21 protein-coding genes and 1 pseudogene are annotated in these 23328 nt (G+C 58.5%); 15 read left to right on the plus strand and 7 right to left on the minus strand.

The features are described 5' to 3' along the window. Positions 1-4 precede the first annotated feature (4 nt). The gene (locus tag ACORQT_RS11690) at positions 5-358 is read right to left on the minus strand and encodes a protease inhibitor Inh/omp19 family protein (protein ID WP_047575881.1); all 354 of its coding nucleotides are present in this window, start codon (positions 356-358) and stop codon (positions 5-7) included. A 411-nt stretch (positions 359-769) separates the two neighbouring features. Between ACORQT_RS11690 and ACORQT_RS11695 the strand changes: the two genes are divergently transcribed. Continuing rightward, on the plus strand, positions 770-2386 hold the full coding sequence (locus ACORQT_RS11695) for a serralysin family metalloprotease (RefSeq protein ID WP_164058039.1): 1617 nt from the start codon (positions 770-772) through the stop codon (positions 2384-2386). A 41-nt stretch (positions 2387-2427) separates the two neighbouring features. On the opposite strand, the gene ACORQT_RS11700 is transcribed toward ACORQT_RS11695, so the two are convergent. Continuing rightward, positions 2428-3078, minus strand: a complete 651-nt coding sequence (locus ACORQT_RS11700; RefSeq protein ID WP_164058038.1) for a dihydrofolate reductase family protein — start codon at positions 3076-3078, stop codon at positions 2428-2430. A gap of 69 nt (positions 3079-3147) precedes the next feature. Next, positions 3148-4152, minus strand: a complete 1005-nt coding sequence (locus ACORQT_RS11705; RefSeq protein WP_444859410.1) for an alpha/beta fold hydrolase — start codon at positions 4150-4152, stop codon at positions 3148-3150. 232 nt (positions 4153-4384) lie between these two features. Between ACORQT_RS11705 and ACORQT_RS11710 the strand changes: the two genes are divergently transcribed. From ACORQT_RS11710 to ACORQT_RS11740, 7 genes and pseudogenes are all read left to right on the plus strand, one after another. Next, on the plus strand, positions 4385-4816 hold the full coding sequence (locus tag ACORQT_RS11710; RefSeq protein ID WP_033643010.1) for a DcrB-related protein: 432 nt from the start codon (positions 4385-4387) through the stop codon (positions 4814-4816). Between the two features lie 31 nt (positions 4817-4847). Further along, entirely contained in the window at positions 4848-9065 is a 4218-nt protein-coding gene (locus tag ACORQT_RS11715) for a TreTu family toxin (protein ID WP_239507504.1), read from the plus strand. Beyond that, positions 9050-9316 (plus strand): immunity protein TriTu family protein, encoded by a 267-nt coding sequence (locus tag ACORQT_RS11720; RefSeq protein WP_041035036.1) that lies wholly within the window; start codon positions 9050-9052, stop codon positions 9314-9316. The genes ACORQT_RS11715 and ACORQT_RS11720 overlap by 16 nt, the downstream gene beginning before the upstream one ends. Positions 9317-9397: 81 nt before the next feature. Continuing rightward, positions 9398-10069, plus strand: a pseudogene (locus ACORQT_RS11725) (RHS repeat-associated core domain-containing protein); the annotation flags it as partial. Then, positions 10066-10452, plus strand: coding sequence for a hypothetical protein (locus ACORQT_RS11730; RefSeq protein ID WP_232091357.1), 387 nt, complete (start codon positions 10066-10068; stop codon positions 10450-10452). The pseudogene ACORQT_RS11725 and the gene ACORQT_RS11730, both read left to right, overlap by 4 nt. Positions 10453-10615: 163 nt before the next feature. After that, a complete protein-coding gene (locus ACORQT_RS11735) occupies positions 10616-11074 on the plus strand; it encodes a hypothetical protein (RefSeq protein WP_147880542.1) in 459 nt (152 codons plus the stop codon). 3 nt (positions 11075-11077) lie between these two features. Next, on the plus strand, positions 11078-11488 hold the full coding sequence (locus ACORQT_RS11740; protein WP_147880541.1) for a hypothetical protein: 411 nt from the start codon (positions 11078-11080) through the stop codon (positions 11486-11488). A 552-nt stretch (positions 11489-12040) separates the two neighbouring features. Here ACORQT_RS11740 and ACORQT_RS11745 read toward each other — a convergent pair. After that, positions 12041-12937: a PhzF family phenazine biosynthesis protein gene (locus tag ACORQT_RS11745; RefSeq protein ID WP_033643014.1), complete on the minus strand. Its 897-nt coding sequence runs from the start codon at positions 12935-12937 to the stop codon at positions 12041-12043. A 54-nt stretch (positions 12938-12991) separates the two neighbouring features. After that, on the minus strand, positions 12992-13909 hold the full coding sequence (locus ACORQT_RS11750; protein WP_164057759.1) for a DMT family transporter: 918 nt from the start codon (positions 13907-13909) through the stop codon (positions 12992-12994). A 178-nt stretch (positions 13910-14087) separates the two neighbouring features. On the opposite strand from ACORQT_RS11750, the gene ACORQT_RS11755 reads away from it, so the two are divergent. From ACORQT_RS11755 to ACORQT_RS11770, 4 genes are all read left to right on the plus strand, one after another. After that, complete coding sequence (locus ACORQT_RS11755) at positions 14088-14957, plus strand: helix-turn-helix domain-containing protein (protein ID WP_164057758.1); 870 nt, start codon at positions 14088-14090, stop codon at positions 14955-14957. Between the two features lie 18 nt (positions 14958-14975). Beyond that, a complete protein-coding gene (locus ACORQT_RS11760; protein ID WP_033650445.1) occupies positions 14976-15410 on the plus strand; it encodes a glyoxalase/bleomycin resistance/dioxygenase family protein in 435 nt (144 codons plus the stop codon). A gap of 310 nt (positions 15411-15720) precedes the next feature. Beyond that, the gene (locus ACORQT_RS11765; protein WP_099783007.1) at positions 15721-16173 is read left to right on the plus strand and encodes a MoaF-related domain-containing protein; all 453 of its coding nucleotides are present in this window, start codon (positions 15721-15723) and stop codon (positions 16171-16173) included. A gap of 9 nt (positions 16174-16182) precedes the next feature. After that, a complete protein-coding gene (locus tag ACORQT_RS11770; protein ID WP_033643018.1) occupies positions 16183-16674 on the plus strand; it encodes a nuclear transport factor 2 family protein in 492 nt (163 codons plus the stop codon). A 172-nt stretch (positions 16675-16846) separates the two neighbouring features. On the opposite strand, the gene ACORQT_RS11775 is transcribed toward ACORQT_RS11770, so the two are convergent. After that, the gene (locus tag ACORQT_RS11775; RefSeq protein ID WP_444859411.1) at positions 16847-18046 is read right to left on the minus strand and encodes a multidrug efflux MFS transporter; all 1200 of its coding nucleotides are present in this window, start codon (positions 18044-18046) and stop codon (positions 16847-16849) included. A 255-nt stretch (positions 18047-18301) separates the two neighbouring features. On the opposite strand from ACORQT_RS11775, the gene ACORQT_RS11780 reads away from it, so the two are divergent. Continuing rightward, positions 18302-18757: a MarR family winged helix-turn-helix transcriptional regulator gene (locus ACORQT_RS11780; RefSeq protein WP_223524949.1), complete on the plus strand. Its 456-nt coding sequence runs from the start codon at positions 18302-18304 to the stop codon at positions 18755-18757. Positions 18758-18794: 37 nt separating this feature from the next. Here the strand turns inward: ACORQT_RS11780 and ACORQT_RS11785 are convergent, their stop codons facing one another. After that, positions 18795-19076, minus strand: a complete 282-nt coding sequence (locus ACORQT_RS11785) for a YjcB family protein (RefSeq protein ID WP_046898399.1) — start codon at positions 19074-19076, stop codon at positions 18795-18797. 296 nt (positions 19077-19372) lie between these two features. On the opposite strand from ACORQT_RS11785, the gene mrdA reads away from it, so the two are divergent. Both mrdA and ACORQT_RS11795 read left to right on the plus strand, forming a co-directional pair. Further along, positions 19373-21298 carry a penicillin-binding protein 2 gene (gene mrdA, locus ACORQT_RS11790; protein ID WP_069100642.1) on the plus strand — a complete coding sequence of 642 codons (1926 nt, stop codon included), beginning with the start codon at positions 19373-19375 and terminating at the stop codon, positions 21296-21298. A gap of 107 nt (positions 21299-21405) precedes the next feature. Then, positions 21406-23124, plus strand: coding sequence for a penicillin-binding transpeptidase domain-containing protein (locus tag ACORQT_RS11795; protein WP_033643023.1), 1719 nt, complete (start codon positions 21406-21408; stop codon positions 23122-23124). Positions 23125-23328 lie beyond the last annotated feature (204 nt).

Genomic DNA, 23328 nt, shown 5'->3' on the forward strand with positions numbered 1-23328 from the left:
AGGATTAGCGCGGGATCAGCACAAAGCGTGAAGGGCCGTTGCGGTCGATCAGCTCATAGCGCTTCGGCGCGGTCAGGGCCAGAAACGCCACCATGCTCCCTTCGGCGTCGGTCAGCGTCATGCCGTCCGGCGTCGGCCGCCAGGCGACCGGCAGCGCGTGCAGCGCCAGCGGCTGCAGGCACTCGGCGGAGGCGCTGAAGCGGAAGGCGTTGGTGTTGGCTACCGCTTCGTCGCTCAGCTGCACCTCGCAGACGGCTTTACCGTCGCCGATGGCGGCGAGCTGCCAGTCGCCCTTCAGCGCGGCGGGCTCCAGCAACGGCAGGGAACTGCCCAGGGCACTGCTGCACAATACGCTCATAACGACTCCTGTCAGGCTGGCGCGGCGCAAGGCGCGCATAAGGAAATGGGTTGGCATCGGGTCACTCCTTTCGGCTGTCCGTTCACACCTTAGCACGTTCCCGGCGAGATGATGAGGCAAGGATTAGGTTTTTTAATCCTCGATTATTCTGATCTAACCGTCGCTAAAAGGCGCGAAAAGACGAGTGATTAACCTGTTATTGCGCTTATTTTTCTCATTAATATAGTGAGAATACAAATTGTTATGGTTATCTCCTTCTTAACGCCCGGCGCGGTGAAGCCAGGCTGGGCGGGCTCGCGCCGCCGGAGTGAGTCACTATACTGGTCAATCCTAAGCCTCGGCTTAGATAAGAACAACTGATGAATAATATTACAAATCGAGTGGATTCCTAGTGTGTAAAAGGAGAATGCAATGAGCAGTCGCCACAACGACATTTTGCAAGATGACGATGAGTTCACCAGCCTGGCCGCCACATCCCCCAACGATCATAACTATCAGTTTTACTATCACCAGCCCGGCAGCCCCTATGACGGATTGGGCTACGGCGCACTGTTCACGCTGGACAACGCTAACCTGTACAGTAACCAGCGCGGCGGGGCGGCGATTAATAATTTGGGTAAAATCCGCGATAACTTCAGCTTCGATCGCGCCGCCGATCAGTTGACGCGGCCGGGCCTGACGCACAACGGCGACCAGGTGTATCACCAGCCGGTCGCGCTGACCTATTCCTTCCTGACGCAAAGCGCGCTGAACCGCATCGGCCAGACCGGTGACGGCGACAAGGGGCTGCAGCCGTTGACCCAGGCGGCGCAGGCTCAGGCGCTGAAATCGATGCAGGCGTGGGCCGACGTGGCGAACGTAACCTTCACCGAGGCGGCGTCCACCGATATCAACCACCGCGCGGATATCACCTTCGCCTACTTCACGCAGCGCGCCGACGGCAGCACCGCAGCCGGCAGCGGCCCGAATGCCATCAACGCTTACGCCTATTACCCGCCGAGTTCCAAATCGGGCAGCGATAACGCCTTTGCGGGCACGGTGTGGTTCAACAAAAATTTCGCCACCCATAAGGCGCCGGTTAGCGGCGACTTCAGCAGCCAGACCTTCACCCACGAACTGGGACACGCCCTGGGGCTGGCACATCCGGGATCTTATGACGCATCGTTAGGCAGCCCGAGTTATCAGAATGACGCGGCTTATTATCAGGATTCGCTGCAATACTCGATCATGAGCTATTTCAACGCCGGTTACACCGGCGCCGACACCAAAGGGGTGTATGGCTATGGGCCGATGGTGGATGACATCGCCGCGATCCAGAAGCTGTACGGCGCCAACATGAACACCCGCACCGGCGACACGGTGTACGGCTTCAACTCCAACACCGGCCGTGATTTCCTGACCGCCACGGCGGACAACGGCAAACCGGTCAACTTCGCGGTGTGGGACGCCGGCGGCAACGACACGCTGGACTTCTCCGGCTACAGCCAGCAGCAGATGATCAACCTGAACGACGGCGCGTTCTCCAGCGTCGGCGGCGGCACGCAGAACGTCGCCATCGCGCGCGGGGCGATCATCGAGAACGCCATCGGCGGCAGCGGGCGCGATCTGCTCATCGGCAACGATCAGGACAACCTGCTGGCGGGCAACGCCGGTTCCGACATCCTGTACGGCGGGCGGGGGGCGGACCATCTGTGGGGCGGCAAAGACGCCAACAACTTCACCGACTATTTCGTCTATCTCAACGCCAAAGAGTCGACGGTGGCGGCGTTCGACGTGATTGAAGACTTCGAGCACGGCATCGACAAGATCGATCTCTCCGGCCTGCGCTTCAACAACAGCCTGAGCGAGCTGCGCTTTATCGACAGCGGCAGCGCCTTCAGCGGCCAGAAAGGCGAGATCCAGCTCAACTTCGACGCCTTCAACGGCACCACCGATCTGTTGATGAACACCCAGAGCAACAGCTATGCCGCCGACTTCAAGATCCACGTGGTCGGGCAAGTGGAGCAGAGCGATATTTTGTTTGCCTGAGGTGAGGAAGGGGAAGAGAAAAGGGCCGACCGGCCCTTTTTTTACGACTGGGCCGCCGCGGCGCTTTCCGCCACGAAAGAGCCGGTTTTCACCGCGCCGGCGCGGCGGTAGTGAGCCACAATGACGCCGCCGGGCGAGACCACCGAGTGGGTCAGCGTGAAGGCCGCCGGCGCCGCGTTGTCATCGAACAGCCGCTTGCCGCCGCCGAGCAGCACCGGGTAGGTGAGCAAGCGCAGTTCATCCACCAGATCGTTGGCCAGCAGCTGTTGCATCAGCGTGCTGCTGCCCTGCACCAGCAGCACCGGCCCCTGGGTGCGCTTCAGCTCGCGCAGCCGGGCGAGGATGTCTTGCCCCAGCCACTGGCTGTTCTCCCACGTCAGCGTCTCGCCGTGGTGGGTGGCGACGTACTTGGCCGCCTGATTGAACGTGCGGGCGATATCGGCGGAAAACGGGTCGGCCTCGTCGGTGATATGCGGCCAGTAGCCGGTGAAGATATCGTAGGTGCGCCGCCCGAGCAGCAGATCGAAAGGCGCAGAGAAAAGTTCGCCCATCGTTTCCGCGACGGCGTCATCCCAGTAGGGGGCGGTCCAACCGCCGAAGCGAAAGCCGCCGCTGCGGTCTTCGTCCTGCCCGCCGGGCGCCTGCATCACGCCGTCGAGGCTGACGAACGCGCTGGCAATAATCTGTCGCATGGCTGTCTCCTGCAATTGAGAGCCAGCTGAAAGTTTAGCCGCCGCGCGCCGGCTGCGCCAACCGGCCGCTCAGGGTTGCAGCGCCTTGAGCAACGCCTGATGGAAGCGCGCCGGCTCCTCCATTTGCGGCGCATGGCCCAGCCCGGCGAATTCGATCAGCGTGGCGTGCGGGATCAGTTTCGCCGCCTGCTTGCCCAGCACCGCGTAGTGCCCGATCTTGGCCTTGACCGCCGGCGGGGCGATATCGCTGCCGATGGCGGTGGTGTCGGCGGTGCCGATCATCAGCGTGGTGGGCGTTTGCAGATCCTTGAACTCGTAATACACCGGCTGGGTGAAGATCATGTCGTAGATCAGCGCCGAGTTCCACGCCACCAGGCGGTGGCCCGGCCCGTTGTTCAGCCCGGCCAGCATATCCACCCAGCGATCGTACTCCGGCTTCCAGCGGTCGCCGTAGTAGGTGCGCTGCTCATAGTTGCGGATGCCCTCGGCGGTGGTGTTCAGCTCGCGCTCGAACCACCGATCGACGCTGCGCCACGGCACGCCTTTCGCCTTCCAGTCCTCAAGGCCGATCGGGTTGACCATCACCAGCCGTTCCACCGCCTGCGGATACATCAGGCTATAGCGCGTGGCCAGCATGCCGCCGGTGGAGTGGCCGATGACGATGGCCTTGCTGATGTTCAGATTCTGCAGCAGGCCGTGGGTATTTTGCGCCAGCTGTTGGAAGCTGTACTGGTAATGCGCCGGCTTGGTGGAGGAGCAAAAGCCGATTTGATCGGGCGCGATGACGCGGTAACCGGCCTTGCTCAGCGCCTTGATGGTGTCCTGCCAGGTGGCGGCGCAGAAGTTTTTACCGTGTAGCAGCAGCGCGGTGCGGCCGTTGGCGGCGCCTTCCGGCGGCACGTCCATATAGCCCATTTTTAACGGCTGCCCCTGCGAGGTGAAGCTGAATTGTTGCAACGGGTAGGGGTAGTGAAAGCCCTGCAGCTCCGGGCCGAATTTCGGCGTTTCGGCAGCGCCGGCGGTGAACGCGGCCAACGTGGCGCACAACAGCGCGCGGCGGGTTAATCTCAGCATCCTGATCTCCTGAAAAGGGCGATAGCCGAGTATAGCCACAATCGGCGCGCTGGCGCGCCAGTGGTTTCAGATAATTCTGTAATATTAAGGTTTGATTCCCGGCAAGATTCCGACAACGGTCTTTTTCACAGTGAACGGGGTCACGCCGTGCAACATTCGCAGTATCTGATGGTTTTATTTCAAGGCTAAGTTATGCGATGCTTAAGCATTATTTATGCAAAAGGATCCTCGCATGTCCGCTTTATCCCGCTGCGCTTTCAGCGAAGGCAGCGTCGCTTTGCCGGAAGGCTATGCCGATCGCACCGTCAACGTGCTGTTGGCCGGCGATGATGTTTCCCCCTCAGTCAATATTTCCCGCGATGCGCTGCAGCCGGCGGAGAATCTGGAAAGCTACGTCACTCGCCAGCTTGATGCGCTGGCGCAGGGGCTGAAAGGCTGGGCGTTCAAAAGCCGCGAGCCGGCGTCGCTGGGCGATGGGCTGGCCGCCGGTGAGTGGGTACGCGCCAGCTACCTGCGCGACGGCAAACGCATCTGGCAGAACCAGGCGGTGTTCGCGCTGGCGGAAGGCCGGGTGCTGGTGTTCACCCTGGCGATGGCGCGCAAGCTGACGCCGCAAGATGACGCGCTGCTGCAGCAGGTGCTGAACAGCTACCGGGCGGCCTAACGATGAACTCTTTGCGTAAAAGGAACTTACGATGACCGAAGCGGCCCGCGTCGGCGATACCATCGGGCACTCCCATGCCCTGGCCGGCATGATTGCCGGCACCCTTGTCGGCGGCCTGATCGCCGCCGCAGGCGCATTGGCGGCGGGTGCGCTCTTCGTCGCCGGCCTGGCGGCTTCCTGTATCGGCGTCGGCGTGCTGCTTATCGGCGCCAGCCTGGCGGTGGGGTATCTCACCGGGGAGGCGGCCACCGCGGCGCGCGACGGCATTGCCGACGCCGGTGCCGGTAGCCTGACCCCCAAAGGCAATATCGTCACCGGCTCCCCCAACGTCTTCATCAACGGCAAACCCGCCGCGCTCGCCACCAACAGCCAGGTGGCCTGCAGCGACGACGGCCCGAGCATGCAGATGGCGCAGGGCTCCGACAAGGTCAGTATCAACGGCCAGCCCGCCTCGCGCGTGGGGGACAAAACCAACTGCGACGCGCAGGTGATGGAAGGTTCGCCCAACGTGTTTATCGGCGGCGGCACCGTCACCACCTTGCCGATCAAGCCCGAAGTGCCGGATTGGCTGTATAAGGTCTCCGATCTGACGCTGCTGTTCGCCGGCCTGGTGGGCGGCGTGGGCGGCGCCGCTGGCAAGCTGGGGGCGCTCGGCAAACTGCTGGGCAAACTGCCCGGCATCAACAAACTGGCGCGCATCGCCTGCCGAGCCGGCACCCTGATGACCGCGACCGCCGCCGTCGGCATTATCGCCCGGCCGGTGGATATCGTCAGCGGCCAGAAATTCCTCGACGGCGAAGACGATCTCGATTTCGTGCTGCCATCGCGCCTGCCGGTCGCCTGGCAGCGCTATTGGCGCAGCGGCAACCCCGGCGACGGCGTGCTGGGCCGCGGCTGGAACCTGTTCTGGGAGAGCAGCCTGCAGCCGTATCAGGACGGCCTGGTGTGGCGCGCGCCTTCCGGCGACTTCGTCGCTTTCCCCAGGGTGCCGCGCGGCCACAAAACCTATTGCGAAGCCGAAAAATGCTGGCTGATGCACAACGACGACGGCAGCTGGCAGCTGTTTGACGTCGGCGAACAGATTTTCCACTATCCGCCGCTGGCGGGCGATCGGCCGAGCCGGCTCAGCATGATCACCGACGCCATCGGCAACGCCACCTCGCTGTTCTACGACGACGAGGGGCTGCTGAATGAACTGGTGGACAGCGCCGGGCAGCGCCTGATGTGCCGCTATGCACAGGGCCGCCTGTGCGAAGTGGCGCTGCAAACCGCCGAAGGCGAACGGACGCTGGCGCGCTACGGTTACGATGAGCAGGGCCAACTGACGACGGTGAGCAACCGCGCCGGTGAGGTGACGCGCCGCTTTGGCTGGCGCGACGGCCTGATGATCAGCCACCAGGACGCCGCCGGACTGCTGAACGAATACCAATGGCAAGAGATCGACGGCGTGCCGCGCGTGACGGCCTATCGCAACAGCGCCGGAGAATCCCTTGAGTTCGGCTATGACTTCGCCGGCGGGCGCCGCAGCGCGGTGCGCGGAGACGGCAAACGGGCGGAGTGGCGGCTGGATGACGACGACAACGTGGCGCAGTACACCGATTTCGACCAGCGCCGCTACGGCTTTATCTACCAACGCGGCGAACTGTGCAGCGTGCTGCTGCCCGGCGGCGCGCAGCGCCGGAGCGAATGGGATCCTTACGGCCGCCTGCTGTCGGAGACCGATCCGCTCGGCCGCGTGACGCGCTATCAATATTCGCGCAACAGCGGCCGGCTGTTCGCCGTCGCCTACCCGGACGGCAGCAGCGAAGCGCAGCACTGGGACACGCTGGGGCGCCCGACGCGCTATGTCGATGCGCTGGGCAATGCCACGCTGTACCGCTATCCGGATGACGAAGAGAGCCTGCCGGCCAGCGTGATCGACGCGCTGGGCGGGGAAGTGAAGCTGGAGTGGGACGCCCGCGGCCAGCTGACGCGCTACACCGACTGTTCCGGCAGCGTCACGGCTTATACCTACGATGCGCTGGGGCAACTGACGACGCAGACCGATGCCGAAGGCCACCAGACGCGCTACCTGTGGGATAACGGCGGCCGCCTGCATACCCTGATCCACCCGGACGGCGGCGAAGAGCGCTTTAACTGGAACGCGCACGGCCAGCTGGCCGAACATCAGGACGCGCTGGGCAGCCTGACCCGCTGGCAGTACAACGCCCTGGGGCTGCCGGTCAGCATCACCGATCGCATCAACCGCACCCGGCGCTATCACTACAGCCCGCAGGGCTGGCTGACGCGGCTGGAGAACGGCAACGGCGGCGACTACCGCTTCAGCTACGATGCGGTGGGCCGCGTGCTGACCGAAGAGCGCCCGGACGGCACCCGCCATTATTATCGCTACGGCGCGGCCGGGCTGCTGGAAGAGCACCGTGAGGTCGGCCTGCCGGGCAGCGCGGGCGAGCTGACGCAGCGCGAACAGCGCTTCCGCTTCGACGAGGCCGGGCAACTGGTCTGGCGCGGCAACGCCAGCGCGGAATGGCATTACCGTTTCGACGCCATGGGGCGGCTGCGCGAGCTGAACCGCCTGCCGACGGCGAGCGGCGCGGCGCTGGGCATCGAGCCGGACAGCGTGCAGATGCGCTATGACGCTGCCGGGCGGCTGCTCGGCGAGCAAGGCGTCAACGGCGAGCTGCAATACCAATGGGATGCGCTGGCCAACCTGCAGGCGCTGACGCTGCCGCAGGGCGATCGCCTGCAGTGGCTGTATTACGGCTCCGGCCACGCCAGCGCCATCAAATTCAACCAGCAGGTGGTGAGCGAATTCACCCGCGATCGCCTGCACCGGGAAACCGGCCGCAGCCAGGGCGCGCTGCAGCAGCAGCGGCGTTACGATGCCCTGGGCCGCCGCAGCTGGCAGAGCAGCGCCTTCGGCCACGACAAACTGACCCGGCCGGAAGACGGCGTGCTGTGGCGCGCTTATCGCTACACCGGCCGCGGCGAGCTGGCCGGGGTGAGCGACGCGCTGCGCGGCGAAGTGCACTACGGTTACGACGCCGAGGGCCGCCTGCTGCAACACCGCGAACCCAATCAGGGCAAACCGGGCGCGCGGCTGGTGTACGATCTGGCGGATAACCTACTGGGTGAGCGCAGCCCGCAGAACGACATCGACGCGCACCTGCCGCTGGCGCCGATCGCCGACAACCGCCTTACGCACTGGCAAAAACTGTTTTACCGGTATGACGGCTGGGGCAACCTGATCAGCCGGCGCAACGGCCTGTACGAACAGCACTACCGCTACGACGCCGACAACCGGCTGGTGCAGGCGCACGGCCGCGGCCCGCAGGGCGAGTTCGAGGCGCAGTATCATTACGACGCGCTGGGCCGCCGCAGCCGCAAGGCGGTGCGCTACAAGGGCAAAACCGAACAGACGACCCGTTTCCTGTGGCAGGGCTACCGGTTGCTGCAGGAGCAGCGCGACGACGGCAGCCGCCGCAGCTGGAGCTACGATCCGGCCAGCCCGTGGAGCCCGCTGGCGGCGCTGGAGCAGGCGGGCGACAGCCGCTCGGCGGATATTTACTGGTATCACACCGATCTGAACAGCGCGCCGCTGGAAGTGACCGACGCGGCGGGCAACCTGTGCTGGTCCGGGCAATACGACACCTTCGGCAAGCTGCAGGGCCAGACGGTGGCCGGCGCGGCGAAGCGGCAGGGCGCGCAATATCAGCAGCCGCTGCGCTACGCCGGGCAATACCAGGATGACGAAAGCGGCCTGCACTACAACCTGTTCCGCTACTACGAACCCGAGGTGGGGCGTTTCACCACGCAGGATCCGATAGGGTTGCGCGGCGGGCTGAACCTTTATCAGTATGCGCCGAACCCGCTGATGTGGGTGGATCCGTTGGGGTTGACTGAGGTTACTGTTGGTCGCTGGATGGGACCGGCAGAATATGAAAAAATGGTTTCCACAGGTAAGGTTGTGCAAAGCACAACGGGAACAACCCATGTAGCATCACCTGCAAATATTGATGCGTTTGGAAAACAAGCTAAACCGGGTACTATGTACGTTGAATTCGAAGTGCCTGAACGATCATTAATCAAGACAAATGAAGGTTGGGCAAAAATAGTTGGTCCTGACTCGTTGGAGGGGCGATTAGCCAAACGTAAGGGGCTACCAGTACCAGAAATGCCGACTGTGAAAAACATTGAGGTTAAGGCTCATAAAACAGAATCAGGAATTTCAACATGCTCAAAAAAATAAGTGATTGGATCTTATCCAATAGCCATTATGAAGTTAAGTACAATGCTAATGATTTTACAGATAGTCTGGTTGTTGATATAGATGACGATACGAAGATTGCACGTTTTACGGTGTGGGATGATGCATCTTGTATGTTGGAGATCATTGATGTTGAAACCGGGAACTATATAATTAATGAACGAAGAGAATTATCAGACGAGGAAACTGTAATAGAAGCATTTAAAGAGTTTGTATCGTTGCTTAGAACTTAGTTATAAAGATTATTGATCTGATTTTGATTTGCTAATTTTAAATGCTCGGCTTTATGCACTGATGGACTTTTAAATAACGATCCGGCGAGCCCGCTGGCGGCGCTGGATCAGGCGGGCGACAGCCGCTCGGCGGATATTTACTGGTATCACACCGATCTGAACAGCGCGCCGCTGGAGGTGACCGACGCGGCGGGCAACCTGTGCTACCTGTTCCGCTACTACGAACCCGAGGTGGGGCGTTTCACCACGCAGGATCCGATAGGGCTGCGCGGCGGGTTGAATTTATATGCTTATAGGCCAAATCCTTTGGGATGGATAGATCCTCTAGGACTTAGTGGCTTAAATAATCTTCAGCAACAAATTGATGAGATTCTATTGGAACATCTTCCTGCTATACAGAAGATAGATTCAAACGCAACCGTTGGATATAGAGGTAGTGCTGCAAGTGGAATAAGTAAGTCCCATGATCCTGCGATTGCTAGACCTATTAACATGAATGATTTCGATGTTGATGGATTTATTAAGTCGGATTACTTAGCGAGTTCACCTGAGTTTAGGAATAGACACCGGGACGCATCTAAGCTTGGGGGGATGAAATCAATAGAGGAGTCTATCGATTCGAAGTTAAGGCAGAAATTCCCAGGATTAAGAAATGAACCATTTGGGTTTAAGGTGTTCTACACCCATGAGTTAGATTATCTGGCTAGAAAAGGCGACGTCCAAAGAAGGTTAGGGCGTTCCGGATGTTCATGAAATGGAGAGTGGCTGTGAACGAGAATAGGCAATTAGGTATTTTATTATTGGAAGACATTCCATTTGATAAGCTGCTTATTAAACTGGAAAGGGCGTTTGGTGTTTCACTTCCTTGTGAAGATGATAAGGGGCGCTATGTGGCAAAAGCAGAACTAGAGGATTATAATATAGAGGTTATAGATAGAGTTGATAGATTGGGGGATGTTCTTTGTGATGATAATCATGTGATCGATGTGAAAATAAAATCTAATGATTTTTTTAATCTAGACTTTGAGAGAAAAATAAAAAAAATACTAAGAGATGGAGATGTGAAGTGGAAGGATGGAATTTGGACTAAGCTTCATAGGGATGAGGATTATAGAGTCGTCTATCCTGACTCTTAGTATTCACGTTAACAATGTAACCATTTCTAAATCTGCGTTAGAGCCGACAATTCTCAGTCGGTTCTAAATATCTAGAGTAAAAAAGTATCTAAAAGCAGGTTTGATAATTTTGAAATATCCATCCATAAACATTGATAAATAATTTAATATTACGGTATCTAACATGATTGATTTTAACGCTAGAATTGTTTCGGGTGCTTCTATAGGGAATGTCGTTCTAAATGAAAATATTTCATTATATATTAATGAGATGCACTCCAGATTTAGCGTTAAGATTAAAACCCACTTCCTACCTGACGGGAGTGAGCGAAAGTCATATATAGTCGACAATATCTTGACCGTCGTAACTGATAAAGACGGTATTATTTTATCACTTGGATGTAATTCTTATTATAATGGGAGTTACAACGAAATCATATCCCCCGGAATGGAAGTAACAGATGTAATCAAGCTGACGGTTTCACAGAAAATATACAATGGTTCAATCATTATTAATGATGACTTTGGCGTTTCGTTTATACTCCCACCTCCATATGATGAGATCGCCGATGCGATAAGCCATATTCCTAGTGGATTGACAATAAACGAAATTTTCGTATCTGATTTTTCATTCTGGCGATAGCTTATGGAGTATGTGAGTAAGTTTAGTGAGCATGTGATTAAATTTGGGGTCAGTGATATAGTTGTCACTGGCTACATAGATTCGGATATGCCGCCGGTTTTTCACCCGATGTATGACAGGGTTTACTTTATATCTGGTGAGGCTATTTTTGAGGTTTACATCGGTAATGATGGGATTGTTAATTCACATTTAGTTGAAAGCATCGCTCCGTGGTTTGAGGTAGATGTGGATGATCAATTTTCTATGATGTCAATCTATTCACAAGCTTTTAAAACTGAACGGGAAGTTAAAATAGTTGCGGTGGATTATAGTGAAAAGCCGTTCTCAGTATTCATTGTAAGATATAAAGATGGTGGCCATGAAAGTTCACTGCATTTAGAGCCAAAGAATTTCTTTGGTTTTTTGATTTCATAGAAAAACCTGGGATCATCAGGAGTTAAATGAGTAGTGTTTATCTAATTGACATTGATAGCTTTAAACCTAATAGTAAACGGTTTTTTAATTTGATGGAGGTTACCAATGATTAACAAATCTAGTCTGGTTGATGGTATCCTTTTTCGAGATGAGAATGACTCGAATGAAACTGTAGTTTTCAATTTTTATACTTGGGTGGAAATGCTTAAAGCGATCATTGTTAAATATGCGCAAAAGTCTGAAAGTGACGCGGAGTTATTGGTTTTATCATAGAGCTTAGTGTGAAAGCCTATCAACAGTTATACGGCTGTCTGTCTCAGGAGCCATGAAATTGAATATCATTGGGCAATGCTGATAGCTTATGGTGAACAGTATTGGCTGAAAGGCGTAGAATCCAAACAGCCTGATGGCTACTTTGACTGGGATGTGCAACATAGGAAAGAACATAACTTAGCAGAGGAAAGCTTTGTTTTTAGCAATTCATGAATCGCGATCCGATAGGGTAAACACCCCTCCAAATGTCCAACGCCTTCCTTATACTACATCTCCAAACTAAATACCCAATGTGCCGTTAATCAGGGTGCAGCACTGCCCGCCGATCCAGGGCTCGCCGTCAATAAAGCGCACGCTCACGCGGCCATCTCGCTTCAGTTGAGTGCCCTGGCGCACCAGGTAGCCCTGCGCGGTTCGGTCGCCGTCGGGGAAGCGGTTGGCCTTCAGTAAGCGCGCCAGGCAGGCGTTGGCGCTGCCCGTTACCGGATCTTCGATCAAGGCGCCGCATTCCACCATAAATGCGCGCATTTCGTAATCTGCCGGTTCGGCCGCAGAACAGGCGCCATAAATCACTACGCCATCCACATCACAGGCGGTTTGCAACTGTTCGATCATAGCCTGATCCGGCATCACCGCCAGGCAAGATTGTGCATCCGGCAGGCGCATCATCAGCCAGCGGATGCCCATGTCGACAATAACCGGCAGGGTATCGGCTTCAATCACCGCCGGCTGTAAAGCGGCCATCAGCCGTTCTGTTTCCTCAACCGCCATCGCGCGAAAACTGACTTCGGGCGCGGCGAACGCCAATGCGCCTTCCGGCAGGATATTGATCGCCACCAGGCCGACGCCGCATTCCTGCATCACCGTTCCGGGGCGTTTAGGCGCCAATCCGGCTTCCAGCAGGGCGTGTGCGGTGCCCAGCGTCGGGTGGCCGGCGAAGGGCAGCTCCTTTTCGGTAGTGAAGATGCGCACCTTATAATCCGCCGCCGGGTGCGTCGGTTTAAGCACAAAGGTGGTTTCCGAAAGGTTGGTCCAACGGGCCAATGCCAGCATCTGCGCGTCGTTCAGCCCTTCGGCTTCCAGCACCACCGCCACAGGATTGCCGAGCAGCGGCGTGGCGGTGAAAACGTCCACCTGTTTGTAGGCGCGGGGTGTCACATCATCGCTTCTGAGCATTGGCCATCATCCGTTATCAACAAAACCTGATGATAACGATATTCGCCAATGGCTTCAAAGGGTTGAATTTTGTTTTGGCATACCTGCCCGTCGCCACCTCAGCCCCGGCTTGGCGAACATCACCAGGTTACCCAGCAGAATCAGGCACAGCCCCAGCACGGCGTTGAAGTGCCACTGGTAGCCTTCGTAGATCGTCGAGATGGTCAGCGCCACCAGCGGGAACAGCAGGGTGCTGTAAGCCGCCGCGCCGGCGCCGATGCGGCCGAGCAGGCTGAAGTAGGCGGCGAAGGCGATCACCGATCCGAAGACAGCCAGGTACAGCAGGGAGCCGATATAGCGGCTGCTGAATTCGATCTGGAACGATGTGCCCTGCGCCAAGGCGATCAGCGCCATCAGCATCGCGCCGTAGGTCATGGCGTAGGTGTTGGTGGAAAAGATATCCAGCCCGCGGCGCTGATGACGCGCGCTGATCATATTGCCCAGCGAGAAGCCGTAGGTGCCGAGCGCGCTCAGACCGATGCCTTTGAGCAGCTCCGGCGCCATGCGGGTGGCGGCCAGATCTTGCCAGAACAGCGCCACGATGCCGGTCAACCCCAGCAGCGCCGCCGGCAGCAGGTTGGGGCTGGGGCGCTGGCGGAAAAACAGCAGGCTGTTGAGGGCATTGAACAGCACCGCCATCGAGAAGATCACCGATTCCAGCCCGCTGCTGATATAAGCCGCCGCGTGGTAAAAGCAGAAGAAGTTGAAACCGAACACGCAGCAGCCCTGCAACACGCAGAACAAATGATCGCGCGGGGCGATGCGGCGCAGGCGGCGCGTTAGCAACAGCACGGCGAACATCACCGCGGCGGAAATGGCGAAGCGGTAAGCGATCGAGACAGGAATGGCCACCGGGCCTTCTTGTTGCAGGGTGATCGCAATCCAGGTGGTGCCCCAAATCAGCACCACGGCGAGGTACAACAGCGCATTCATTCTATTCACTCCGAAAAAGCCGATGGCGCAGTATCCGCTTTGGCGTGCGGCCGCGCTTGCAGCGCCTTGCGCCCAGTTGCATATTCTTGCGCTTTTTTTGCCAAAAGCGCGGGGCGGCCGCTGGCATGCCGAGGCGCCACTCTTTACACTGTCGGCATGTCGAACAACGGGGCCGGCGATGTCCAACTATCAGGCGTTTGAAACACTGCGTGAGCATAAAGCGCGGTTGCACGGCAGCGTGCTGCTGGGCACCGGCGTGGAGCTGGCCGCCTGGTCCAACTGCAACGATCGCGTCACGCAGGAGAGCGCCGACCACCATACCCTGAGCCTGTACGTCGCCGACGGCTATGAGTGTTACCAGCAGGTGCCGGGCGGCTGGCGCAACGGCGGCGGGCCGGATCGGTTCTGCATCATGCCGCGCCAGTATGCATCTACCTGGGATGTACGCAGCGATCTGTCGTTCGTGCATCTGTATTGCACCGACGGGCATTTGCGCCGGCTGGCGGAGCAAACCTGGGATCGCAGCCCGGCGGCGATCAACGTAGAGCCGCACAGCTTCGGCGAAGATCCGCAAATTACGCTGCTATATCGCCAGTTTTTGCTTAACTGCGACTGGCGTGACAGCGCCAATCTGCTGGCGCTCAGCAGCGCGTCGAACCTGCTGATGTCGCACCTGATCCAACGCTACAGCCAGCTGCAGTGGACGCTGCCGCAGGCGCGCGGCGGCCTGGCCCCCGCGGTAGCCAGGCGGGTGCGGGAATATATCGCAAGCCATCTCGATCGGCCGCTGCTGCTGGCCGATCTGGCGGCGCAGGCCGGATTGAGCGAGTACCACTTCGCCCGCATGTTCAAGCATGCCACCGGCCTGGCGCCGCACCAGTTCGTGATGCGCGCGCGGCTGCAACGGGCGGAACAGCTGTTGCGGCATAGCCAGCAGCCGATCACCGAGATCGCGCTGGCGTGCGGCTTCAGCTCCGCCAGCCATTTCAGCAACCGCTTCAAGGCGGCCTATGGATTTGCTCCGCTGCAGGTGCGGCAGGGGCGCTAACCGGAAGGGAGTGCAAGTATGGATCAACAATTTGCGGGCCTGGGCGTGTTGTTCGTCGCCGGATTCGGGCCGATCACGCGTGAGAGCGACGCGAGCAAGGCGTTTTATGTCGAGGCGCTGGGGCTGCCGCTCAAGCCGATGCCGGGCAACGAGAGCTATCTGCTGGCCGAGCAGGGCGCGCTGGACGGGGTGAAACACTTCGCCCTGTGGCCGCTGGCGCAGGCGGCGCAGTCCTGTTTTGGCGACGATCGCTGGCCGGCGGATCTCGCGGCGCCGCAGGCGTGGATCGAGTTTGACGTGGCCGACATGGCGGTAGCCACCCAGGGGCTGGTCGAGCGCGGTTATCGGCTGTTGGTCGCCAACCGTGAAGAGCCGTGGGGGCAAAGCGTTACCCGGTTGCTCAGCCCGGAAGGATTGCTGGTTGGCGTCACCTATACGCCCTGGCTGCGTTAAACGCCGCGCCGTTCGCCGCCGTTTCCCTGCGGCGGGCGGCTTAAGAACAAATTCGCATTAGCTTAAAGCTATCTGCGCTATAGACCTACCGAATCCCCGAGCTATCCCTCATCCTGAAAACAGTAATCCCGTTCATTGCGTAAAAACCAAGGGTCAGAACGCGCTATTGCCACGCCATTTCACGGCGATTTTTCACCCTCTTTTGGCGTCGTCAGGTGCCTGATGGGAATAGAGATTATTCTTATATTTCCGCTAACCGTTAAGAAATAATAATGATTCTCGTTTTCAACCACGGAAAGGAGAAGGAACGATGAAAACAGTGAAGCGAACGGGTATCGCGCTGGCGATAGCCCTGACTTTCCCCCTGGCATTGCCTGCCGCTACGGCGGCGCAAACCTCCCTGACAAACAGTAAGGCGGCGACGATGACGGAAAAACACGGGCAGTTTATTGCGGTTGGTAAAGTGGTGCAGGTGACCTTTGGCGATTTCGCCTTCAAGCTGGATTTTACCGATGACAAGACCATGACCTTCACCGGCATCGGCGAGGCGTCGCAGGGCATCACCGATACCGTGCAGTACACCGCGGTGGAAATTCGGCCGAAGGTCTACATGGTCTACTGGCATGAGCCGCAGTCCGGCGACAACGTGACGCATATCGAGGACTTCGAGCGCGGCGAGGTGTACACCAACATCGCCGCCAAGGACGGCAGCTTCACCCATCTGAAAGGGCAGCTGAAAATTGTAGGTCACTCAGGAAACTAAGGAGCAGTTATGAAAAAGGCATTGATCACCTGTGCGATCGTCGGCGGCCTGCTGGCGAGTTACCCGGCGCTGTCAACGGATCAGGCGGCGTCTTACAAATCGGCCGGCAAGGGCGGTTATCATCATGCTCAGCAAAAGCTGAAGGTGGTGGAAGATCTGTACGCGGGCTTCTTCAACCGCCATGACATCGGCGTGGCGCGGAAGCTGATTGTGGAAAACTACAAGCAGCATAACCCGTTCGTCGGCGACGGCATCAAGCCGTTCCTCGATTTCTTCAGCCAGACCTTCAAAGACAACCCGCAGTACAGCGCTAAAATATACCGCAGCGCGGTCAACGGCGATCTGGTCTACGTTCACGTCAAATATCAAAATAACCCGCAGGATCGCGGCACCGCCAGCGTGGATATTTATCGGGTTAACGATCAGGGGAAAATCACCGAGCATTGGGACGTCAATCAGGATGTGCCGGAAAAATCGGCCAACGACAACACCATGTTCTGATGCAAAAGGGCCGCTGCGGCGGCCCTCTACGCGCCTGCAACACTTTATTTACTTACATAAATACCAAACGTTCATCGCGTCGAGTAGGCTACGGCCGCCTTTGGCAGTGGCGGCACGGTTGATGGGCGTCATTGTCCCGCCACTGCTTGAGGCGCTTCCCTCGCATTCCCCGCTATCCCGCGCGTTTAGGCTGCACTTTTTTGAACTGATGGCGCAGCTGCAGCGCATTGAACAGCACCAATACCGCCGTCACGGCGAACACCCAACGGAACCCCATCATCGCCGAAATGCCCGAACCCAGCAGCGGGCCGACCACGTTGCCCAGATACATAAATGACTGGTTATAGCCGAAGATGCGCCCGGTCACCTGATCGGAGGAATACTTCAGCAGCAGCGCCTGCACCGCCGGCATCAGCGCGCCATCGGCGAAGCCCAGCAGAAAACGCAGAATGCCCAGCTGCAGCGGCGTATTCACCCAGGCCATCACGGCGAACAGGCCGGTGGTGAACAGCAGCGCGGCGATCAGAATGCGCGCGGTACCGATGCGATCGCCGAGCCGCCCGAGGCGCGGCGCGGAGATCAGCGCCGCGATGCCGGGCACGGCGGCGATCATGCCGCTGACGAAGGCGATATTGCTGACGTTGCCCGACAGTTCGCGAATGAACAGCGTCAGGATCGGGCTGATGGAGGAGTTGGCCAGCTGGATCATCAGGGTGCAAACGAACAGGGTGACGATCAGCGCCGGATAGGGCAGCGACCGGAATACCGCCTTGCCGCTCAGCTGATCCGCTTTTTTCACCGTGATGCGTCGCTCTTTAATCAGGAACAGCGTCACCAGGAAGCTGACGAACATCAGCCCGGAAGTGACGAAAAACACCACCCGCAGCCCCAGATGGTCGGCCATCAGCCCGCCCAGCAGCGGCCCGGCGATCACGCCGGAGATCTGTCCGGTCGAGAGCGTGCCCAGCGCCCAGCCGCTTTTATCGCGCGGCGCCTGCGAGGCGACCAGCGCCATGGCGTTGGGAATATAGCCGGACGTCAGCCCCATCAGGGCGCGCAGCGCGAACAGCTGCCATACGTTGGTGGCCAGCCCCTGCAGCGCGATGACGATCGCCATGCCCAGCGAAGCGCGCAGCAGCATCAGCTTACGGCCCTTATGGTCGGCCAGGCTGCCCCACAGCGGCGACACCACCGCCGAGACCAAAAAGGTGCCGCTGAATACCAGCCCGGACCACAGGCTGAGGGATTGATGATCGCTGACGCCGAGTTGTTCGACGTACAGCGGCAGAAAAGGGAGGATTTGGCTCATCGCCAGCCCGGTGAAGAAACACCCGAGCCAGACCGAGATCAGATTGACTTTCCACGCTTCCATCGGCTTATCGTACCACGTTGAATGAGGAGGGATTTGTTAAGCAAAACAATAATAACACTGCAAATTAGTCGGCGAGGGGGCAAATGCGTGAGCAAACGTAACCCTGCCGGCTGCAGTGTCTTTTTGCTATATATTAATAGCTATATTATCATAGATAAATGGGTTAAGCCAGAAGCGCGCGGTGGCCGAATGGGGCGCCATTGACTGCGCGATCCGGCGATGTGAAAGTAGGGACAAACTGGACGTTATCGACTGATGCCAATGAAAAAAGATCATCCTGAAGACGTGACGCTGCTGCGCACGCAGTTAATGTCGCTGGTGCGCCGCATGCGGCGCGAGTCGCGCAGCGACGAAAAATCCTGGGCCCAGCTGATGCTGTTGGGGGCTATCGATCGCCATGGCGGCGAGGCGACGCCGTCGTTGCTGGCGGAGTCGGAGCGTATGCGCTCCTCAAACCTGGCGGCCGCGTTGCGCGAGCTGGAAGCCGATGGGCTGCTGGTGCGCACACCGGATGCCGAAGACAAACGCCGGGTGCGGGTGCGGCTGACGTCCGCCGGGCTGGGTTTGCTACAGCAAAGCCGCGCCCGACGCGAGGCGTGGTTGCTGGCGGCGATGGAAAGCTGTCTGTCCGAGCGGGAGCAGGCGCTGTTGCTCGAAGCGGGGGCGCTGATGGCGCGGCTGGCGGCGGCGCCGTCTGCGGAAGCGGACTGATTGCAGGGGCGGCCTGAGTTGCCCCCCAGCGGCGAGATTACGGCATCGGCCAATCGACCGGCATGGTGCTGACCACGTCCACGTAGCGATCCCAGGCCGATGACCAGAATTGGGCGAAGGCTTCGAGGGTGAAGTGAATGCCCATCAGGCCCATCACGAACCAGCAGGCGGTAAACAGGCCCAGGCTGCTGAACATGAACGCCATGCCATTGCGGCTGGTTTTACGGCAAACGACGTTTAACTGGCTGGCGAAGAACATCATCACGGCGCTCAGCAACTCCCAGCGCATCATGATTAAACCGGTGGCAATGGTACTCATCGAACTCGATCCTATGTAACAAAAAGCCGCATCCGGCAGGGCGCCGACAGGAAAATGCGGAGGAGAATAACGGTAATAGTGTGATATAGATCACATTGTAGCATTGAGAGGAACGGCGGCTCAATGGGGCGCGCGGTGAAAAAATCGCCGCCGGTAACATTCCAATATGCTGAAACAGTTATGCCATTTCATTAGCAACCTTTTCATGGGGCATCGCGCCCGATAACGCTATGCTTGCCGGCTTTTCAGTTCCCTGATTTTGCGGGGAAATGTGACGCAAAAGGTACCGGCTCCGCATGGCCCTGTTAAAAGAAAAAATTCGCGACCACTCCGCGGAAGAGATGCTGTTTATCCGCCGGGCGGCCGTGGCGCTGGCGCTGGTGGTGGTCTGTTTCGGCGCGCTGGTCGTCAACCTCTACCGGCTGCAAATTCGCCAGCACGGCTTTTACCAGACGCGCTCCAACCAGAATGACATCAAGATGTTGCCGATCGCCCCAAGCCGCGGGCTGATCTTCGATCGCAACGGCATTCCGCTGGTACGAAACGTGACACTGTATCGCATCGAGATCACGCCCAGCAAAATCACCGATATATCGGCGCTGCTGCAGGCGTTGACGCCGATCGTCGATCTGACGCCGGAAGATATCAGCGCGTTTCGCGACGACATGCACCACAACAGCCGCTACAAGCCGATAACGCTAAAAGCGGGGCTGAACGACACCGAGGTGGCGCGTTTCGCCGTCAATCAATACCGTTTCGACGGGGTGACTATCGATACCTATCAGCAGCGCGAATATCCTTACGGCGCGCAGCTGGCGCACGTGCTGGGCTACGTGTCGAAGATCAACGACAGCGATCTCAAGCGCCTGGACAAGGCCGGGTTGAGCGAGAACTATGCCGCCGATCGCAACATCGGCAAACAGGGCATCGAGGCCTATTACGAGTCCGAGCTGCACGGCACCACCGGCTATCAGGAGGTGGAGGTGGATAACCACGGGCGGGTGATCCGCTTGCTGAAGGAGCAGCCGCCGCAGGCCGGCAAAAACATCTACCTGACGCTGGATCTGCCGCTGCAGCAGTACATCGAATCGGTGCTGAAGGGGCAACGCGCCGCGGTGGTGGTGGAAGATCCGCGCGACGGCGGCATTCTGGCGATGGTCTCCAGCCCCAGTTACGATCCCAATCCCTTCGTCAAAGGCATCGGCTATCAGGCCTATAAGGCGCTGCTCCGCAACCCGGATTTGCCGCTCATCAACCGCGTCACCCAGGGGCTGTACCCGCCGGCGTCGACGGTGAAGCCCTACATGGCGGTTTCGGCGCTGTTTGCCGGGGTGATCACGCCCACCACCACCTTTTTCGGCGCGCCGACCTGGACGCTGCCCGGCACCGAGCGGCGCTATCGCGACTGGCTGAAGACCGGTCACGGCATGCTCAACGTCACCAAAGCGATAGAAGAGTCCGCCGATACCTTCTTTTATCAGGTGGCGTATGAGATGGGCATCGATCGCATTCACCATTGGCTGAGCCAGTTTGGTTACGGCCAGTCGACCGGCATCGATCTGAACGAAGAGTACCGCGGCGTGCTGCCAAGCCGCGACTGGAAGCTGAGGGTGCACAAAAAAGTCTGGTATCAGGGGGATACGGTATCGGTCGGCATCGGTCAGGGATATTGGGTGGCGACGCCTATTCAGATGGTGAAAGCGCTGACTACGCTGATCAACAACGGTAAGGTGAAAACGCCGCACCTGCTGTATTCGCTGCAGCAGGGCAACCGGGTCACGCGTTATCAGCCGCCGACGCAAGCGCTGCAGATTGGCGATCCCCGTTCGCCTTACTGGGGCATTGTGCGCAACGGCATGTATGGCATGGCCAACCTGCCGAACGGCACCGGATACAAGCTGTTCCATACCGCGCCGTACCAGATTGCCGCTAAATCCGGCACCTCGCAGGTGTTCAGCCTGAAGCAAAACCAGACTTACAACGCCAAAATGATTCCGGTGCGGCTGCGCGATCACATCTTTTATACGCTGTTCGCCCCCTACAAAAACCCCCGGGTGGCGATGGCGTTGATCCTGGAAAACGGCGGCGGCGACGGCGTGGTGGCGGGGCCGACCGCGCGCGCGATCCTCGACCACATTTTCGATCCGGCCAACGCGCCGCAGCCCGGCGACGCGGCGCAAACTAAACCGCAGTTAAACGACAGTGCGGATGTGCAACGGTGATGCGGTTTGTTTTTACTTTCTTACAAACTGCAATCTCCTGACCATTTCCGGCAAGGTAGACTGAAATAACACGATAAACCGAATAAAAACGCAGGGTTAACACAACAGTGGCGCCATCGACCAAAAAGAGCGGTAAAACCTATTCCACAGTTCGCTTCGGCTGGATTTGCGCCGGCATGCTGGTCTGTTTTTTTCTGTTGGCGTTCAGGGTCGGTTACCTGCAACTGCTGGAACACCAGCAGTTGGCGAACCAGGCAGATCAGCGCTCGATTCGCACCCAGGTAGTGCCGACCAACCGCGCCATGATCACCGATCGCAACAATGAGGCGCTGGCGGTCAGCGTGTCGTCGAAAGACATCGTACTGGATCCGAAGCATATTCTCGATACCCAGACCGATACCGGCAACGAACGCTGGCAGAGCATGGCCAACGTGCTGAAGATCCCGCTGGCGGACGTGCAGCATCTGATCCAGAGCAACGCGCACAAACGCTTTGTCTACCTGGCGCGCAAGGTGGAGGACGACAACGCCGCTTATATCAGCAAACTGCACCTGACCGGCGTCAGCACCGAGCAGGATTTCAGCCGCTTCTATCCGATGGGCCAGGACGCGGCCGGACTGATCGGCATCGTCGGCCAGGACAATCAGGGGCTGGAGGGCATCGAGCTGGGCTTCAACCCGTTGCTGCAGGGTAAAAACGGCCTGCGGGTCTACCAGAAGGACGGCAGCGGCGCGGTGATCGGCGTGATTAAAAGCGTGGATCCGGTTCCACCGCCGAATGTGACGCTCAGCATCGACAAATTTATCCAGTACGTGCTCTATGCGCAGATCCGCGACGGCGTGGTGGCTAACCAGGCCGACTCCGGCTGCGCGGTGCTGGTGAAAATCGACACCGGCGAAATCCTCGGCATGGCCAGCTACCCGTCGTTCAACCCGAACAACTATGGCAGCACGCCGGCGAAAGATATCCGCAACGTGTGCAGCAGCGACAGCTTCGAACCGGGTTCGACGGTGAAGCCGGTCGTGGTGATGGTGGGGCTGGAACATAAGCTGATTCGGCCGGATACCGTGTTGGACACCACGCCGTATCGGGTGAACGGTCACCTGATTAAGGACGTCGGCCACTGGTCGAAGCTGACCATCACCGGCGTGCTGCAAAAATCGAGCGACATCGCGGTATCGCACATTGCGCTGGCGCTGCCGGCCACGGTGCTGCCGGCGGTCTACCGCAGCTTTGGCCTGGGGCGGCCGACCGAGCTTGGCATCGGCAACGAGAGCAGCGGCTACCTGCCGCAGCATCGCGAGCGCTGGGCCGATATCGAACGCGCCACGTTCTCCTTCGGCTATGGGCTGCGCGTGACGCCGCTGCAAATGGCGCGCGAGTATGCCGCGATCGGTTCCTTCGGCATTTATCGGCCGCTGTCGATCACTAAGGTGACGCCGCCGGTGATGGGGCAACGCATTTTGCCGGCCGATACGGTCAGGTCCGTGGTGCATATGATGGAAAGCGACGCCTTGCCGGGCGGCAGTGGGGTGAGCGCTGCGGTGCCCGGCTACCGTTTGGCGATCAAAACCGGTACCGCCGAGAAAATGGGCCCCAGCGGCAAATACGACGGCGGCTATATCAACTATACCGCCGGCGTGGCGCCGGCCAGCGATCCGCAGGTAGCGCTGGTGGTGATGGTCAACAACCCGAAAGCCGGCAAGCACTTCGGCGGCTCGGTAGCCGGGCCGGTGTTCGGCAAGATCATGGCCCAGGTGCTGGAGCACATGAATATCCTGCCGGATGCCCAGCCGCTCAATGTGGTGTCGTCGGTTAAAGGGTGAGGATTTAAGCGGGAAGTGAGTGGGTCAGAAAATGTCTGACCCACGCTTCAATACAACGAGTTTAACCTACGGCAGTATTTATTATGGATATGCCTTGAAATATTGATTGATATTCGACTTGAATGAATTTCTCTGTTTCTAAAATAATATTTCTTATTTGGCGATTCGCAGAGAAGCTTATTTTCTCACCAAGACAATTCCCTC

It is taken from the genome of Serratia sp. (in: enterobacteria) (assembly GCF_052400455.1).
In the GTDB taxonomy this organism is placed as follows: Bacteria; Pseudomonadota; Gammaproteobacteria; order Enterobacterales; family Enterobacteriaceae; genus Serratia; species Serratia ureilytica.